The organism is Sphingomonas sp. STIS6.2, from assembly GCF_000732685.2.
GTDB classification, from domain to species: domain Bacteria; phylum Pseudomonadota; class Alphaproteobacteria; order Sphingomonadales; family Sphingomonadaceae; genus Sphingomonas; species Sphingomonas aerolata.
Genome location: NZ_JPDP02000126.1, coordinates 13,395 through 28,463 on the forward strand (window position 1 = coordinate 13,395; position 15,069 = coordinate 28,463).

Consider the following 15,069-nt stretch of genomic DNA (forward strand, 5'->3'; position numbering starts at 1 on the left):
ACGGGGTGACCGCCATATTGGTCGGCTCAGGCGCCGCCGGCGACCGGGGCGAGCGTCTGCTGGTGCTGGACCACGCGCCATTCCTCATGCTCGAGCCGGCGCATCGTGGTGGTGCAATAGGCGGTATAGCCGGTTGCGCCTTCGCGGCTCGCCTCGGCCTTGTAGGCGATCGCGATCAGACCTTCCTGCGGGCGCATGATCTGCTGTTCGCTGAACCGGACCTCCGACCAGCGCGGCGTGTCCGCGACCGCCTCGATCGCCTGCGCGCCGGTCATCACGAAGGGCTGCTCGGGGAGCACCATCACGCATTCGTCGTCGATCAGCGTGTGATACTGGTCCGCGTCGCCCGTCCACAGGCTTTCTTCAAATGCCCAGACCCTGGTGTCGTCCATTGCTCGTCTCCTTCTGTCGGGGTCGAGCGCGGGGACGGCCTACTTCGTTCCTCACAATCGGTGAGACGAGGGTCTTTTGGCGATCGGAGCATCCTATGTTTCCGACGCCTGTGTGGCTGCCGACCGGCGCGCCGGTCGGCAGCCATCGTCCTACAGCCCGTAGGAGAGCCGCAGATAGCCGAACCGGCCGGGGATGTCATAGGTCGTCGGGTCGAAGTTGTTCAGGCTGCAGCTGAAGCAGGCGGGGGGATCCTTGTCGAAGACGTTGTTCACGCCGAAGGTCAGCGCGAGCTTCGAATCCAGCCAGGCCGGCCGGAACTGGAGCTGGACGTCGCCGTAGAGGCGGCTCTTCATCTGGTTCTCCGCAGCGATTTCATCGACATTGTCGATATAGCGTCCGGTGACGCTCGCGGTGACCGGCCCCACCGACCAGTCGATCGTCCCCAGTCCCTTGAAGTGCGGATAGGTCTGATCGGGCGAGCCGCGTTCGGTGCCGACATAGTCGGTCGTGACGAAGCCGTCAGTCGCGGGCGTGCGCTCGCTGTACTTGAGCAGATAGTTGCCCGAGACGTAGAGGCCGAAGCGCCCGGCGCCCGTTTCACCCGAGCGGACCGTCAGCGTCGCGTCGATGCCCTTGGTACGGATGCCGCCGGTGTTGAGCAGCAGGCCGTTGATCGCGGTGACGATGCCGCTGGGGGCACGCCGCACCGCCGCGCAGCTGAGCGCGTCGCCGGTCTGGGCGCAGCGGCTGAGCAGCACCTGAGCCGGGATCGACGCGATCGAGTCGTCGACCTTGATGTCGTAATAATTGACCTCGAGGCTGAGCGCCGAGAGCGTGCCGCCGCGGGCCCAGCTGGGGCTGTAGACGCCGCCGAACAACAGCGTCCGGGCGGTTTCGGGTCGCAGGTCGCTGTTGCCGCCGGTGAGCACCGGCAGCTGGCCCGAGGGTTCGGCGTAGCTGCCGCTGGCGGGGACGCCGTTGGCGACGCAGTTCGCGCGGACGGTCGGGTTGGACTGGAACAGCCCGCCCGCGGCGCTGGTGCAGGGATCGTCGATCGAGGCGTCGAACCGCGACTGTGCGCCGAACAGCTCGCCGATCGACGGTGCGCGCAGCGATTCGGCATATTGGGCGCGCAGCAGCAGGTCGCTGACGGGCTTCCACAGCGCGCCGCCGCTGAGCGTCGTATTGCCCCCGAAGGTCGAATAGTTCGAATGGCGGACCGCGCCGTTCAGTTCGAGCGAGGCGATGCCGGGAATGTCGCGCAGCAGCGGCAGGCGAATTTCGCCATAGACCTCGTCGACGTTGAACTTGCCGCTCGCCGCCTGTGCCGGGATGTCCGCGCCGAGGCCCGCCTGGATGATCGGATCGGGCGTGAAGCTGCCGAACTGATAGCGATGCTCATAGCCGATCGCGATGCCGACCGGCCCGCCGGGCAGGTCGAACAGCTCGCCGGAGATATTGGCGGTATAGTCGTTCAGCTTCTGGCGGCTGCGGTCGCGTTCGTCGAAGCCGATATAGCCGAGCATCGCCGGGGTGATCGAGCCGACCCCGCCGAAGAAGTTGAACGGCACGCATTCCCCGGTGCACTGGCTGATCGGGCCGATCGCGCGGGCAAGGCGCGCGGCGTTGATGTTGCCGGTGAACAGCTGCTTGGCATCGTTATAGCCGATGACCGCGCTCGCATCCCAATACCAGTTGTGGCCGAACATCTGGAACTTGCCGTCCAGCGTGCCGGTCAGCGACATGGTGTCGACCTGCTGGCTGTAGGTGCGCTGCCCCGCCTCAACGAGGCGGCGGAAGATCGCGGTGTAGTTCTGCCCGGGGACGAGCGTCACGCCGAACGGGTTGAACGGGTTGGTGGCATCGACCGAGAGCGTGTCGAGCATGTTGCCGTTGCCGACGTCGGGACCGATGCCGAGCGGGAGGAACGCCGCCTGGTTCTGCGAATTGCGGCGGTTATAGACCGCCTTCACGCGCAGATTGAGCGCCTCCGAAAACTCGGCGCGCGTGTTGACGAAGCCGCCGAACCGCTCGACCGGCGTCAGGAAATAGTTGAGCGGGGCGAAGTTGAACCGATCGGCGGCGGTGAACGCCTTGAAGTCGCCGGTGGCGAGCGTCGGGTCATAGACCGGCCGGCCGCTGGCGACGGGGCCGCGCAGCGTGATGTTCTGGCCGTTTACCAGGAACCGGCCGAAGGGCGTGAAGCTGGAGCAGCCGCCGATGGGTTCGGCGCAGCTGGTCTGCCCCGGATTGGGGAATTGCGAGATGTCGCGATCGGCGGCGCTGACCGATTCCTGCTTGGTGTAATAGCCGCCCGCGACGACGTGCACGCCCTGGCTGCCAAAGCCGTAGCTCAGCTGGTAATCCTGCGTCTTGCCGTCATTGTCGCCGAGATACTGGCCATATTGCGCCGATCCCTTGAACCCCTTCTGGTTCTGCTTGGTGATGATGTTGACGACGCCGGCGATCGCGTCGGACCCGTATTGCGTCGAGGCGCCCGATTGCAGCACCTCGATCCGTTCGATCATCGAGGACGGGATCGAGTTGAGATCGACCGTCGCCGGGATGCCGCTGGCCGACGCGCCGTTGACGAAGCGCAGGCCGTCGACGAGCACGAGCGTCCGCTTGGGGCCGAGATAGCGCAGGTCGAGCACCGCGGAGCCGGCACCGACGCCGCCGCCATCGGGCGGGTTGCCGAAATTGCCCGAGCTGTTGAACTTCGAATTGAGGCCGCCCGACGAGGCGGGCAGGCGCTGCAGGATGTCCGCGACGGACGACAGACCGGTGCGCGCGATCGCGTTCTCATCGACGGTGATGACGGGTGATGGCTGATCGAGCGGGTCGCGGCGGATGCGCGATCCGGTGACGATGATGTCTTCGGTGGGGGCCTCGGTCGCTGCCGGCGCGGTGGGCGTCTGGGGATCGGTCGCCAGTTGCGCCGCGGCGCCATTGGCCGCGATCAGCAGGCCCGCGCCCATCGCCATCCGCGACGAGCGCATCATCCATTTCGTCCAACGCATTTCTGTCCCCCTTGTGACACCCCGTTTTACGGCGGTGCACCATGGTTACGACGAAAATGGTTTTTATGACCATATGTTGCTGCTCCGTTACGATCAGCAATGGTAAATTGCGAAAAGGGTGTTGCTTGCGGGTTACACCATCGGGCGTCCGTTCAGGGGGGCGCTGCGCTTGCGCGTGGGGGCGCGGAAGTCGGGGGGCTTGTCGACGATCCAGCGCAGGTAGCGGGCGATATCCTCGCGCGCACGGAGCTGGTCCATCGTCGCATAGCTGGTGGCGAGGTCGCGGTTGGCGACGAAGGCGTGGATGGTGCGGTGGCAGATCGGATGGACCGGCACGGTCTGTGTACCGCCCTCGCTCTTGGGGACGACGTGGTGGCGCTCGACGCGGTGGCCGAGCGGGCGGCCGCACAGGGCGCAGGGCGCGTCGTCCGCAGCCTGCGCGGTCCGTGCCGCCGCCTCGGCCAGTCCGGCCATCCGCTTCACGCGCCCGCCCATCCCCTCGCACCTATCGCCGGGGCGCGAGCAGGCTGTCGAGCCCGACCGGTGCATAGTCGTGACCCTCGACATCGACGCCGACGTCGAACTGGCGGAGCATCGGCTTCAGCCGGCCGTGGCTGTGCCCGTGGAGATTGATCGCGCCGCGGTGCTGGCCGTTCCAGCTGCGGAATGGGTAATGACACAGGACGAGCCGCCGGTCGTCGAGCGTGATCTCCGCATAGTCGGCGACGCTGGCCCAGCCCGGTGCCGCCAGCGTCGCATCGGGATCGTTGTTGCCGCGCAGCAGGTGCTTGGTCCCGTGCAGCCGCGCGAGCAGCCCCGCCACGTCCGCGGGGCGACGCGCGACGTCGCCAAGGTGCCACACCACGTCCTGCGGCCCGACGACCGCGTTCCACCGCTCGATCAGCGCGGCGTCCATCGCGGCGGTGTCGGCGAACGGCCGGCGCGCGATGTTGATCGTGCGGTGGTCGCCGAAATGCGTGTCGGCGGTGAAGAACACGCTCACGCGCGCGGCTCCGCGGGCAGGGCGACGGCGGCGAAATGGGTGCGGATATAGTCGAGCTTGGGATCGATGTAGCGGCGGCAGAAGGGCCGGTCGGGATCGGTCCGGTAGTAATTCTGGAAGCGCGCGTCCGAGGGCCGGAAGCCGGTGCACGGCAGGACCAGCGTGCGGGCCGGCTCAGCGCTTTCGGCCGCGAACCGGGCGATCGCGGCTTCGGCGTCGGGGCGCTGGCCCCGCTCGAAGACATAGATGGCGCTGCGGTAGCGTCCGGCGGGGGAATAGCCGGATTTCGCCGAATGCGTGCGCAGATGGACCTCGGACAGCGTTGCCAGGCTAATGGCGGCGGGATCGAACGTCACGATGACGCCCTCCGCCCAGGCGTCCGACGGCGCCTCGGACTGGAGGAAGCCCTGCTCGACCGTCTGCACGCCGAGGAGCGCCTGAAAGACGCCCTCGGTGCACCAGTGGCACCCGCCGCCGAACCCGATCCGGTGCACGCGCTGTTCCGTCATCCGGCGATCGTGAACACCGAGCCGGAATCGACGCGGATGCCCGCGCCGTTGATGAAGCTCGCGCGCTCCGAGCAGAGGAAGGCGACGGCGGCGGCGACCTCCTCGGCCTTGCCACGGCGCTTGAGCACCATGCCCGGGCGTTCCTCCTCGAGGAAGCTGTCGATCGCCGCGTCGAAGCTCTCGCCGCGCTCCTCGGCACGCTTGCGCATCATCTTATCGGTCATCGGCGTCGCGATGAACGCGGGCGAGACGGTGTTCACAAGGACATTGTCGCCGCCATAGGCCTTGGACAGCCCTTTCGCGAGCGCGAGGATCCCCGCCTTCGACGCGCAATAGGCGAGTTCGTCGACATAGGGCTGCACCGCGTCTTCCGACGCGAACAGCACGATCCGGCCCCAGCCGCCCTTGCGCATCGCCGGGATCGCCTCGCGGCACATGCGCACCGCGCCCATGAGGTTGATGTCGAGCGTCTGCTCCCAGCCGGCATCGTCGACGTCGAGAAAGTCGCCGGTCGCGCCCGTCACACCCGCGGCGTTGACATAGATGTTGGGATCGCCAAGCCGCTCGCGCACCTCCGCCCAGATCGCGCGGACATCGTCGAGGCTGGTCACGTCGCCGGTCACCGCGACGACCTCGCCGAGCGGCGACAGTTCGGCGAGTGCCGCGTCGAGCGTGCCGCCCGGCTGATCGGTGATCGCGACGCGCACGCCCGCCTCGAGCAGCAGCCGTGCGGTCTCCTTGCCCATGCCGGAATCCGCGCCGCTGATCAGCGCGATACGCCCCTTGATACCCAGATCCATGTTAAACTCCTCAATCGTCGGATGCGAGAAAACGGTCGGCGGTGCGCAGCGACAGCGCCATGATCGTCAGCGCGGGATTAGCCGCCAGTGCGCTGGGAAAGATGGAGTTGTCGCAGATCCGCAGGTTCGCAATGTCGAAGCTGCGGCCGTCGGAATCAACCACCGCGGTGTCGCCGTCATGCCCCATGCGGCAGGTGCCGATCGTATGCGCCGAGCGATCGACCGCGAAGATGTCCTGCGCGCCCGCCGCCGCCCAGATGTCGCTAAGCGTGCGCCGCGCGTGGCGATCGATCGCCTGTTCGTTGGCGTGATAGCTGAAGTCGATCCGCGCCTTGCGGTGGCCAAAGGCGTCGACCTCGTCGGCGAGCGTCAGCCGGTTGTCGGCATGCGGCAGGCATTCGCCGTTGATCCCGATCCCCGCCATCCGGTTATAGCCGCGCAGGAGCGTCTGAAGCCGTTCGCCCCACAGGCCGGCGCCGCGGGCGAGCCCGGTGGCGAGGTTGACGGGGAGCACGCCGAGGCTCTGGATCAGATAGCCGCCCGCGCAGCCGGCATCGCCGGGGCGCATCATGTCCTCGCTGATCAGCGACGAGGGATAGCCGCGGTTCATCCGCATCTCGGCGTCGAACCGGCCCCAGATCTGGGTCGCGACATGCGCCATGAAATTGCGCCCGACCTGACCGCTCGAATTGGCGATGCCGAGGTTGAGCAGCAGCCGCGGCGTCTCGACCCCGCCGGCGCACAGAAAGACCGCGGCGCAAAGCTGGCGATGCTCCTGCCCGTTCTGGCTGTACACGACCGCACTGATCCGGCCGCGGCCGTCATAGTCGAACGCGACCACGCGGGCGCCCGCGCGGATCTCGGCCCCATGCGCCACCGCGAGGGGCAGATAGGTCGTGTCCATGCTCGTCTTGGCGGCGTTGCGGCAGCCCTGGTGACAGGCGCCGCAATTGACGCAGGCCTGGCGCTGTCCCCAGTGCGGCTGGTCGCGATCGCGCGAGACCAGGGCGGCGGGGGCGTCGGTCGCGGTGATGCCAAGCGCCGAACAGCCGCGCGCCATCGCGTCGGCGGCGGCGTTGCGCGCGACCGGGGGATAGGCGTAGCGGCGGGTGGCGTCCCATGGATAGTCGGCCGGGCCCGAGACGCCGGTAAACGCCTCGACCTCCACGATGTACCGGGTCAGCTCGTCAGGATCGATCGGCCAGTCGGCGCCTTCGCCGGTCAGCGTCCTGAGCCGCAGGTCGCGGGGATCGGGACGCGGGCAGAAGGCGCCCCAGTGCAGCGTCGAGCCGCCGACGCCCATGCCCGAATTGTTCGACCCGAACGCGGTCGGCGTCGATCCGCCGCTCAGCCGTTCCTCCATCCAGTAGATGTCGGCCGCGACCTCGTCGGCGACATGCTCGTCGGGGCCGAAGGCGCGGCCCGCCTCGAGCGCGACCACCGACAGGCCCGCCTGGGCGAGCCGGGCGGTGAGCGGCGCACCGCCCGCGCCGGTGCCGATCACGACCGCATCGACGACGTCGTTCGCACCATGCTGCCTCGTCGTCACGCCCCGCGCTCCTGCGACGGGCGCTGCCACGCTTCGGGGTCGTCGGCACCGGTGCGGGTATAGCCCTGCTTGCGGGGGCCATCGCCGCCGACCGCAAAGCCGTCATAGCCGATCGCCGCCATCGTCGCGGGCTGCGCCATCCAGATGCGGACCGTCTCGGCACGGACATCCTCGAACCAGAGCCGCATCTGCACGGGCGACAGGCGGGTCGCGTCCTCTTCGATGCCGACCGTGCCGCCGGCGATGCGATCGAGCCAGCCGTCCTGGTCGGGATCGGCCAGCGCGACGAAACCGCCGGTCGCCGTATCGAGCGTCGCGAGCCCGCGCGACCATGCCGCACGGTCGTCCGGCAGCTCGGCGAAGCGCCAGCCGTCGCCGACACCCTGCGCGACCGAGTCGAGGATGCGACCCGCCAGCGCACGATCGGCGCCGCAATCGGGGAGGATCCGCGCCACCAGCGCCGCGACGGTCGCATGGTCGGCGTCGTCCCATAACGCGGTACCGACGGGCATCGGGTAGATCCGGTCGAGCATCGCGGCGCGCGTCCCGCTGCTGACGCGATCGGAGTCGAGCAGCCGGGCGAAATCCTCGGGCAGCGCGGCCGTCGTCGCCAGTGCCGCGTGCTCGCGGATCAGCGCGGCGAGCGCGCGGGGCTGTTCATAGGGGATGAGGTGCGCGGCGCCCTGGACGACGCGCATCCGGGCATTGGCATAATGCGGCAGGTTGAGCCGGCGCTGCGCATCCTCGCCGAGATCGCCGTCTTCGGTCCCGGCAATGATCAGCGCGGGGAGCGCGAGCTGTCCGACCGCGGCAGCCCAGTCCTCGCGGCTGCCGCGTTTGAGCCAGCCGAGCCAGGCCGCGCGGTTCGAGCGTCGCACGTCGTCGATCGCCTGATCGCGCAGGGCCTCCGGGAGCGTCTCGGCGCTGTTGGCATCGACGAAGATTTCCGCATCGTCGCGCGAGGCCTGGCCATCGGCGAACCACCCGATCATCTCCGCCCGGCGTTTTTCGTCCATCGGTTCGGGCGAGGGGGGCGAGGCGGCAACAAGTACGACGCCGAGAACGTTCGCGAGACCCGGTTCGCCCGCGGCGGCGCGCGCGGCGACGAGCGTTGCGATCTTGCCCCCCATGCTGTGCCCGACGAGCATGCAGGCGGTGAGGTCGCGGGCGCGGATTTCCTGCGCCAGCCAGTCGGTCATCGTCCCGACATCGGCATGCCCCGCATCGGCCGCGTCGCCGAACCCCGGCAGGTCGAGCGCGACGCAATCATGGTCGGACAGGTGATCGGCGACCTGCCGCCACTCGCGCGCGCTGGCGCCGAGGGCGTGTAAAAACAACAAGGTGGGTGGGGTCATGGGGCCTCGCGAAACTGACCCCTACCGGACGATGCAGGCGCGGAACCGTTCCATCGCACCGGCCGTCGTAATTGACATAGATCAATTTGGTGGCGATCTGCGACCACTTTGGGTGCGTCTGTCGCGCCGCGCGGGCCTGGACCGGGCGCGCAAAGACCGGCATCCTCGCGCGATGGACGACAATAGCGGTCAGCGCGCCCCGATGATCGACCGTGCCCGCAGCGTCGCGGCAGGGTTTGCCGATGTCGGGCTCACCCAGGCCGAAGAGCTGCTCCGGCGGCTGTCGCCCGAAGGCCGCGAGCAGGCGCGGCGCGAGCGCGAGGCGCGGGCGCGTCGGCAGAAGCGGCTGATGGTCCGACTGGTCTTCGCGGCGATCGTGTCGCTGCTCGGCGGCGCGGCGCTCGCCGCGGTCCTGCCGGCGATGCTGGCGCTTGCCGTCGCCGCGGCGCTGATGCTGCTGCTGGTGATCGTGATCGTCGCGCAGGCCGATCCGCGCGCGCCGGGACGCGAGGCGCTGGTGGAGGCCGGGCTGGCTGGGCTCGCCGAGCAGGCGGGGATCTGGCTCGCCGCGCAACGCCGCGGGATGCCGCTGCCCGCGCTGCGGCTTGCCGATGCCCTGGGCGGCCGGTTCGAGGCGCTGGCGCCGCGCCTTGCCCGGCTCGATCCGCGCAGCCCGGCCGCGGCGTCGATCCGCAAGCTGGTCGCGGTCGAGCTGCCCGCGCTGGTCGACAGCTGGCGGATGGTCGGCATTTCGGCGCGACGCGAGGTGCAGGCGGATGGCCGGACGCCCGACGATCACCTGATCAACGGTCTGCGCCTGATCGATGCCGAGCTCGCGCGCGCCGGCGAGTGCCTTGGGCGGAGCAGCCTCGACGAGATCGCGATCCAGGGGCGGTATCTCGAACTCAAATATGACGCGGACGGCCCGGGCCTGTAGGACGGGACACCTCGCCGCGGCCGGTCGTTAGAGGCGGATGATCCGTTTCAAAATCCCCGCCGCGATCGGCGCCGTCGCTGCCTTCGCCGTCTCCGCCACGCCGGGCCTCGCCCAGACCGTGCCGCTCGGCGCCAATCTCGAGCGCTTTGCCTATCCCGCGTCGCTGCGCTGGTATGACGGATCGTCGCAGGGGCAGGCGGTGCGGATGGCGTATCTCGACCTCGCACCGACCGCGCGCGAGAACGGCACGACGGTTGTGCTGCTGCACGGCAAGAATTTCTGTGCCGCGACCTGGGACGAGACCGCGCGCGGGCTTGCGGGTGCAGGCTACCGGGTGATCGCGCCCGATCAGGTCGGCTTCTGCAAATCGTCCAAGCCCAAGGGCTATCAATACAGCTTCAATGCGATGGCCGAGCTGACCCGCGGGCTGCTCGACCGGGCCGGGGCGGGCAAGGTCATCCTGGTCGGCCATTCGACCGGCGGGATCCTCGCGACGCGGTTCGCGCTGCTCCATCCCGAGCGCGTGGCGCGGCTGGTGCTCGTCAATCCGCTCGGGCTGAACGATACGCTGGCGCAGGGCGTGCCCTATACTGATCTCGGCGCGCTGCGCGCCGAGGAGGCGAAGACCGATGCCCGTCGATCAAGGCGTATCAGCTGCGCAACTATTACCACGGGGAATGGCGCCCGGCCTATGATCGCTGGGTGGCGATGCTGGCGGGGCAATATGCCGGTCCCGACGGCGATGTCGTGCGCGATGCGCAGGCGCGGCTGTCGGACATGATCCAGACCCAGCCGGTCGCCGCCGAACTGCCGCGGCTGGCGATGCCCGTGCGGCTGATCATCGGCGACCGTGATCTCACCGCGTTCCGGGCGAACCGCGCCGCACCCGACCGGCGGGCACAGGTGCAGACCGTGCCGCAGGCGGCGGTGACCGCGGCACGACGCATCCCCGACGCGCGGCTGATCCGCCTCGAGGGGCTGGGTCATGCGCCGCAGGTCGAGGCGCCGGCGCGGTTCCTGCAGACGCTGGAGGCGGCGATCGCGTCGTGAGGCGCGCGGTTACTGCGCCGGCTTGATCCAGCCGTGCATCGCCATCCAGCGCGCGAATTCGTCGAACCAGCCGGTGCTCGTGGTGGTCTTTGGATACATGCCGAAGCCGTGCCCGCCCTGTTCGTACAGGTGGAACTCGACCGGGCGTTTGGCGGTGCGCCAGCTGTCGATCAGCCCGTAGCCGGCATTGCCGAACAGCGGATCGTCCGCCGCCAGTGCGACGAACATCGGCGGTGCGTCGGCGGGCACCGTCATCGCGGCGAGCGGGCCGTAGATGTTGCCGATGAATGCGGGCTTCGCGTCCTGGCCAGCGATGGTCGTCGCCATCGTCAGCATCGCGCCCGCCGAAAAGCCGACCATGCCGATGCGGGCCGGATCGACGTGCCATTCGCCCGCCCGCTTGCGGACGAGCGCGAACGCCGCGCGCGCATCGGCGATCTGCGGCGCGAGGCCTGCCATCATCGCCGCGGGGTCCCGGCGTGGCGGGGTTGCGCCAGCGGGGGCACCCGCGGGGGCGGGACGCGCGAAGGTTTCGAGATCCGCCGGCGTCTGGTTCAGCCGGTATTTGAGCACGAACGCCGCGACGCCCCGCGCGGCGAGCGCGCGTGCCACGTCCCAGCCCTCATTCTCCATCGACAGCGTGCGGAATCCACCGCCGGGCGCGACGATCACCGCGGTGCCGTTGGCCTTGGCGGGATCGGGCAGGACGGGGGTCAGCGTCGCGACCGTGACGTTGCGCGCGAACACGCTACCATATTGGCTGTGCCAGGCTTCGGGGGCGGTCGCCCCGGGGAGCTTCCCGGTACCGAGGTCGATTGCGCCGGGCTGCGCGGGGATGGCGATCGACGCCATGGTGTCGGAGGACTGCGCCAGCGCGGGCGGGGCGACCGCGATCGTCAGGCCGACGAGCCATGCAAGACGATGTCTCGCCCCTCGAACGACTTCGTTGCCGCGGCATCCGATGCGCATATCCGCTCTCCCGTTTTTGACTGTTTTCGGGATGATATCGATAGCGCTATCACTGCACAATGGTGGCCGGACGGTTTTTCCTTGCGATCGGCGGTTGTGGGGAAGGTGAAAGGTGGGCGTAATAAATCACCGCTGCAATGCGCAAAGACTTTGCTGCAGTGCGGCAACGTCGAAGAACGTAAAGACTCAAATCTTTGGCGAACATCCTTACGAGCGATGGCAGGCGTTGCTGGTTCATCTGCCGCATCCGGGCATCGGGTGAGTATCGCTGGTCCGGCTGTACTTGCGTAGAGCGTCGGCCACGATCGTCGCTGCTGTAGTGATGGCAAAGGCTGCTGCGATAGCTGCGTGGCGAACCGCGTCTCCGTGCGGCGCGGGGCGCTGTGTCGGTTTGGGACAAGCCATTGCCCCTTTTGTAAGGATCTGAGCATGGGGCGGACGACGCGACGACAGCAGTGGGGCCGCAGAATGCCGGATTTCGCAAGAGACTGTTTGAAAGCCAGAAATGACGGCCGTATCGCCACGAGCGATCCGGTCGCCCATCTCGCGCTTTGCCCCTATGACGAGATTCGCGATCCAGTGCTGCGCGCGATGTGGCAGGATGGGTTTGTTGTCACGCGTCTATATGGGTCAGAATCTTAACTCAGATTACCCGGCCGTGACGGCGACCGTGACGGCGGGAATCCGCGATGGCGATGCCGGAATAGTATCCGCAGCCGTGCGACGGCGCCCGGAGGTGCGCAACCTCTCTGGCCGGTTACGCAGCGTTTTAAGCAGGTTGCGGCCGGAGGCAGGCCATTTATCGTCACGGGACATCGTGAAGAGGAATGAACGGCAGGCCCATGCCAGACCAAGACCCGACCCCCGACTATGAGCGGCTGACGATCGACGCGCTGGCCGCGGCCGCGGCTGCGGAGACCGACGAACAGCGTCACCTGCTCCTCGATCAGGCCGCGATCTACGCCGCGCTCGGCGAGAAGACCCGCGGCTATGCGCTGACTGGGCGCTAGACGCCGGCGGGGCGGCATCAGCCCCAGTCTTCGAGCTTTCCCATGGCCGTGCGCGGCACCGCCGTGCCGAAGCGATAGGCCTTCGGACGCTCGGGATCGGTGAGCCGGTTCGCCGCCAACTGCTCGATCCGCGCGGACAGCCGGGCGGGGTCCTGACCGGGGTGCGGCACGACGAACGCCTTCAACCGGCCATTGCCGTGCAGCCGCACCGCGACGTCCGCGACACCCTCCACCGTCCGCAGCACGCCGGCGACGCGCCCTGGCCAGACATTGTGCCCGGCGACTTGGACCGCCCCGTCGCGCCGGCCGACCGGGCGAATGACGCGCTCGCCGAGACGCGCGACATGGTCGGGCAGATCGTGGTGTCCGCCGTCGCGGTCGACGAGCCGCCAGTCATCCGGGTCGGCGGCGGTGAGCTGCCAGCGGGGCAGCAGGTCATAATCGAGCGCGGGCAGCGCGCGGATCGCGATACCGCCGGTTTCGGAGGCGCCGTAGATATCGACCAGCCCGGCAAGCCCCGCCGCGAGCAGCACGGCGGCGACGGTGTCGTCGAGCGGCCCGGCCGAACTGACGCCGACGACATCCCCCGGCCAGCGGCGCGTCATCCGTGACAGCGCGCGCCACTGATCGGGCACCGCGACGACGAGATCGCCCGCCTCGAGCGACAGCGGTGCGCCGACCGTCCGCACGACGACGGGAACGCCCAGCGCGTCGGGCAGCAGCGCGGTCCAGACCAGCCCGTAGAGATGATCGGCGGGGACCAGGGCGACGACCCGGCGCCGGTCGGCGAACCGTGTCGCTAAGAAGGCCGCCTCTTCGAGCAGGTCGGCGACGGCGTGGATACAGAGGCGCGGGCTGCCGGTCGAGCCGGACGTCCGCACCGCGATCCGGCCGGGGCCCGTAGCGTGCGTGCGCAGGATCCAGTCGGTCCAGGCGCCGACCGTCTGCGGCGGACCCTCGCCGAGCGTGTCGTCGTCGAGGTCGAACGCCTCGGCCAGCGCGCCCAGCGCGCCGAGCTGCTCCATCGAATCGAGCCCGAGGCCCTCGTCGCCGATCGGCATGGCCTCGGGCCAGTCGCCGCGTGTCGCGGCCGGCGGCGCCGGATCGCGCAGCCGCGCCATCTCGGTCGCGACGACCGCGCCGGCGATGCGGTGCACCGCGGCACGCGACAGTCCGGGCCGGGTCACGCGGTCGCGGTCTCGCGCGAGCGGACCCGGTTCCGACCGGCATGCTTGGCGGCGTAGAGGCGATCATCCGCCAGCGCGAGCAGCGCTTCGATCGAACCGTCGGTTTCGTTCAGCGTGGCGCAGCCCAGGCTGGCGGTGACGTGCAAGCCACCGCGCGGCGTGTCGACCGCGATTCCGGCGATCGCCGCGCGCATCGCCTCGGCGAGCGCCGCCGCCTGATCCTCGTCATAGCGCGGCAGCAGGACGCCGAACTCCTCGCCCCCGAGCCGCGCGAATATCCCGCAGGGCGGGAGCAGCGCGGTACACACGTCGGTAACGCGGCGGAGCAGCGTGTCGCCGACCGGGTGGCCATGCGTGTCGTTGACCGCCTTGAAATGATCCAGGTCGAGAACGATCAGCGACAGCGATTGCCGCAGCTCGCGCCAGTGCCGCTGTTCGCGTTTCAGCACCTCGCCGAAATGCCGTCGGTTGGCGGCGCCCGTCAGGTGATCATGGTTCAACAGGCGGCGCATGTCCTCCGCCGCCTCGCCACGCCGCGGCACGTCGCGCAGGATGACCGAGAAGCCGGAGGCGCGGGGCTCGCCCCGTTCGGACCGCGCGACGACGAGCCGCTGGCACCAGTAGCGCTCGCCATCCGCGCGCTGCTGCCATCCCTCCTGGAGATGCCAGCCTTCGCGCGCGGCGATCAGCAGCTGCTCGTCCAGCCGAAGATCGCCGCCGCTCGCCTCGCTCCCGCCGATCTCGGCGAGGTGGCGTCCGATGACATCGGCGGCGGCGTGTCCGGTCTGGCGGGCGAAGCAGGCGTCGGCGGACTGGATCTCGCCGCTGGGCGTGATCGTCAGCGCGGCATAATGGCTGACGCTGTCGAGCAGGGTGGCAAACCAGGTATCCGCCTGACGCAGCCGCGCCTCCTGGGCGACCTGTTCGCTGATATCGGACAGCGTCGCCATCAGTCGATCGGGGCCGAGCTTGACCAGGGTGCACGCCAGCACCTTGGGCGCGGTACCGCGGCGACGCGTGGCGAGATCGACGAAGATCCGGTGGCCGTCGCAGATCCGGCCCGTCGCCGGCGCATAGGCCGCGACGATGCTGCGCAATTCGGGCGCATGATGTTCGAGCGCGGCAAACAGGTTACCGGGATCGCGCGGCCCGGCGAGCGGCAGGAGATGCTGCATCGCGTGCGGGTTCATCATCGCGATCGCGCCGCTGCTGTCGCACTCGATCAGGCCGACGGGGCAGGCGTACAGAAACTCGAGAAGCTCTTCCTCGCTCGACCTATCGCTCATC

The 15,069-nt window shown here is 69.1% G+C and carries 15 protein-coding genes; 4 read left to right on the plus strand and 11 right to left on the minus strand.

Annotated elements, in window-relative coordinates; genetic code table 11:
- Nucleotides 1-26: 26 nt before the first annotated feature.
- The 8 genes from sphst_RS13890 to sphst_RS13925 form a co-directional block, all read right to left on the minus strand.
- The gene (locus tag sphst_RS13890; RefSeq protein ID WP_031395307.1) at nucleotides 27-392 is read right to left on the minus strand and encodes a DUF4440 domain-containing protein; all 366 of its coding nucleotides are present in this window, start codon (nucleotides 390-392) and stop codon (nucleotides 27-29) included.
- A 150-nt stretch (nucleotides 393-542) separates the two neighbouring features.
- A complete protein-coding gene (locus sphst_RS13895) occupies nucleotides 543-3,413 on the minus strand; it encodes a TonB-dependent receptor domain-containing protein (protein WP_325049488.1) in 2,871 nt (956 codons plus the stop codon).
- Nucleotides 3,414-3,545: 132 nt separating this feature from the next.
- Nucleotides 3,546-3,887, minus strand: a complete 342-nt coding sequence (locus sphst_RS13900) for an HNH endonuclease (RefSeq protein ID WP_031395310.1) — start codon at nucleotides 3,885-3,887, stop codon at nucleotides 3,546-3,548.
- A gap of 31 nt (nucleotides 3,888-3,918) precedes the next feature.
- Nucleotides 3,919-4,416, minus strand: a complete 498-nt coding sequence (locus sphst_RS13905) for a metallophosphoesterase family protein (RefSeq protein ID WP_031395311.1) — start codon at nucleotides 4,414-4,416, stop codon at nucleotides 3,919-3,921.
- The gene (locus tag sphst_RS13910) at nucleotides 4,413-4,925 is read right to left on the minus strand and encodes a peptide-methionine (S)-S-oxide reductase (RefSeq protein ID WP_031395312.1); all 513 of its coding nucleotides are present in this window, start codon (nucleotides 4,923-4,925) and stop codon (nucleotides 4,413-4,415) included. The genes sphst_RS13905 and sphst_RS13910 overlap by 4 nt, the downstream gene beginning before the upstream one ends.
- Nucleotides 4,922-5,725: an SDR family NAD(P)-dependent oxidoreductase gene (locus sphst_RS13915; RefSeq protein ID WP_031395313.1), complete on the minus strand. Its 804-nt coding sequence runs from the start codon at nucleotides 5,723-5,725 to the stop codon at nucleotides 4,922-4,924. The genes sphst_RS13910 and sphst_RS13915 overlap by 4 nt, the downstream gene beginning before the upstream one ends.
- A gap of 10 nt (nucleotides 5,726-5,735) precedes the next feature.
- On the minus strand, nucleotides 5,736-7,274 hold the full coding sequence (locus sphst_RS13920) for a GMC family oxidoreductase (RefSeq protein ID WP_107045714.1): 1,539 nt from the start codon (nucleotides 7,272-7,274) through the stop codon (nucleotides 5,736-5,738).
- Nucleotides 7,271-8,629, minus strand: a complete 1,359-nt coding sequence (locus sphst_RS13925) for an alpha/beta hydrolase (RefSeq protein WP_199848982.1) — start codon at nucleotides 8,627-8,629, stop codon at nucleotides 7,271-7,273. Before sphst_RS13925 ends, sphst_RS13920 begins: the two co-directional genes overlap by 4 nt.
- Before the next feature lie 202 nt (nucleotides 8,630-8,831).
- Here sphst_RS13925 and sphst_RS13930 point away from each other — a divergent pair, with 202 nt between their 5' ends.
- From sphst_RS13930 to sphst_RS21575, 3 genes are read left to right on the plus strand one after another with little or no spacing between them, the layout of a single operon-like run.
- Nucleotides 8,832-9,566, plus strand: a complete 735-nt coding sequence (locus tag sphst_RS13930; RefSeq protein WP_159043641.1) for a hypothetical protein — start codon at nucleotides 8,832-8,834, stop codon at nucleotides 9,564-9,566.
- Nucleotides 9,567-9,603: 37 nt separating this feature from the next.
- Nucleotides 9,604-10,347, plus strand: a complete 744-nt coding sequence (locus sphst_RS13935; RefSeq protein WP_325049489.1) for an alpha/beta fold hydrolase — start codon at nucleotides 9,604-9,606, stop codon at nucleotides 10,345-10,347.
- On the plus strand, nucleotides 10,314-10,616 hold the full coding sequence (locus tag sphst_RS21575; RefSeq protein WP_325049490.1) for an alpha/beta fold hydrolase: 303 nt from the start codon (nucleotides 10,314-10,316) through the stop codon (nucleotides 10,614-10,616). The genes sphst_RS13935 and sphst_RS21575 overlap by 34 nt, the downstream gene beginning before the upstream one ends.
- Nucleotides 10,617-10,625: 9 nt before the next feature.
- Here the strand turns inward: sphst_RS21575 and sphst_RS13940 are convergent, their stop codons facing one another.
- The gene (locus tag sphst_RS13940; RefSeq protein ID WP_107045707.1) at nucleotides 10,626-11,585 is read right to left on the minus strand and encodes an alpha/beta hydrolase; all 960 of its coding nucleotides are present in this window, start codon (nucleotides 11,583-11,585) and stop codon (nucleotides 10,626-10,628) included.
- 842 nt (nucleotides 11,586-12,427) lie between these two features.
- On the opposite strand from sphst_RS13940, the gene sphst_RS20650 reads away from it, so the two are divergent.
- The gene (locus tag sphst_RS20650; protein ID WP_156360373.1) at nucleotides 12,428-12,595 is read left to right on the plus strand and encodes a hypothetical protein; all 168 of its coding nucleotides are present in this window, start codon (nucleotides 12,428-12,430) and stop codon (nucleotides 12,593-12,595) included.
- A 17-nt stretch (nucleotides 12,596-12,612) separates the two neighbouring features.
- Here sphst_RS20650 and sphst_RS13945 read toward each other — a convergent pair whose 3' ends face one another.
- Both sphst_RS13945 and sphst_RS13950 read right to left on the minus strand, forming a co-directional pair.
- Nucleotides 12,613-13,782 (minus strand): AMP-binding protein, encoded by a 1,170-nt coding sequence (locus sphst_RS13945; protein ID WP_107045708.1) that lies wholly within the window; start codon nucleotides 13,780-13,782, stop codon nucleotides 12,613-12,615.
- Nucleotides 13,779-15,068 carry a sensor domain-containing diguanylate cyclase gene (locus sphst_RS13950; RefSeq protein WP_107045709.1) on the minus strand — a complete coding sequence of 430 codons (1,290 nt, stop codon included), beginning with the start codon at nucleotides 15,066-15,068 and terminating at the stop codon, nucleotides 13,779-13,781. Before sphst_RS13950 ends, sphst_RS13945 begins: the two co-directional genes overlap by 4 nt.
- Nucleotide 15,069 lies beyond the last annotated feature (1 nt).